The 1,173-nt window shown below is 66.4% G+C and carries 1 protein-coding gene; it reads right to left on the reverse strand.

The genetic code is table 11. The features are described from left to right. Positions 1-1,089: IS481 family transposase (locus BJ122_RS18880; RefSeq protein ID WP_245407801.1), on the reverse strand; the 1,089-nt coding region annotated here is incomplete at its 3' end. Positions 1,090-1,173: the final 84 nt, after the last annotated feature.

A 1,173-nucleotide genomic window follows, 5' to 3' on the forward strand; every position in this document is an offset into this window, starting at 1 on the left:
CCACGATCCGAAGAAGATTCCATAGCGACCGTCCTGGTCGAGCGGCCGCACGGCGAGGCGTTCACCGCGCAAGGCGCGTGGCACCTGCCAGAGGCGGCCGTTGAAGCTGATATAGTCCTTGGTCAAGGGTACGCGCCGCACGATCTCGTCGCTGTCGTAGTGGACCTCCGGCAAGCGGTCGGGCATCGGCCGTGGGCTCGGCCGGTAGCGGCTGGCGGGCACATCCATGCCGAGCGCCTGATGCGGCCGTTCTTGATTGTAGATGGCGCGCCAAAGGTCGAGGGCGCGCTGCAGATCGGCCAGATCGCGATAGCGGCGCAGTGCGAGCACCTCGGCCTTCAATGTCCGGTGGAAGCGTTCATTCTTACCGCGGCCCTGCGGGTGATAGGGCCGCGAATGGATCACGCCGATGCCGAGCTTGAGCAGCCAGACCTTGAGCCGGGTCCAGCGTGCCTCGCCATCGCCCCAGGGAGAGCCGTTATCGACGAAGAACGCTTCCGGCAGCCCGTAGCGGCGGAAGGTGCGCGTCAATTGTTGCTGCACCGTCAGGCCTTTTTGATCGCCGCAGGCCAGGACACCGAGCGCGTAGCGCGAATGATCGTCGATGATGGTGAGCGGGTGACAGACCGTGTCGAGGCCGACATCGATGCGGCCCTTGAAGTCCATCTGCCACAGCTCGTTGGGGGCGCCCCGTTCAAACCGACGGAACGGATGCGCCGTCGTCTCCGGCGGCCCGATCCGGCCGTGTCGGCACAGGATCGCATGGGCGGTGGAGGCGGCCGGCACCACCGTGCCGGTGCGCGCAAGATAACTGACGATCTTGCGCGCACCCCATGCCGGATGGGCGTCACGCACCTTGAGCACCGCGCTCTCGGTCGCTTCGACGCTGCGGCCGGGACTACTCAGCGGGCGCCGCGACCGGTCGGCCAGCTTGTCATCGCCCGCTTGCCAGCGCGCCAACCACCTGTAGCCGGTGTCGGGACTGATCCCGAACCGCCGACACAACTCCCGCCGGTTGACCCCGTCTTGGGCCGCCAGCCGCACAAACTCTCGCCGCTCGTCCATCACTGACACCTCGCGAAACGGCATGGAACGCCTCCCCAAAAAGAGCCATTCCAGCCATTGTGATGTGTCCGCTATGTCCCTGAACACCCGTCAGGGATGTCCCCGGGC

Source organism: Rhodopseudomonas faecalis (assembly GCF_003217325.1).
Lineage (GTDB): Bacteria > Pseudomonadota > Alphaproteobacteria > Rhizobiales > Xanthobacteraceae > Rhodopseudomonas > Rhodopseudomonas faecalis.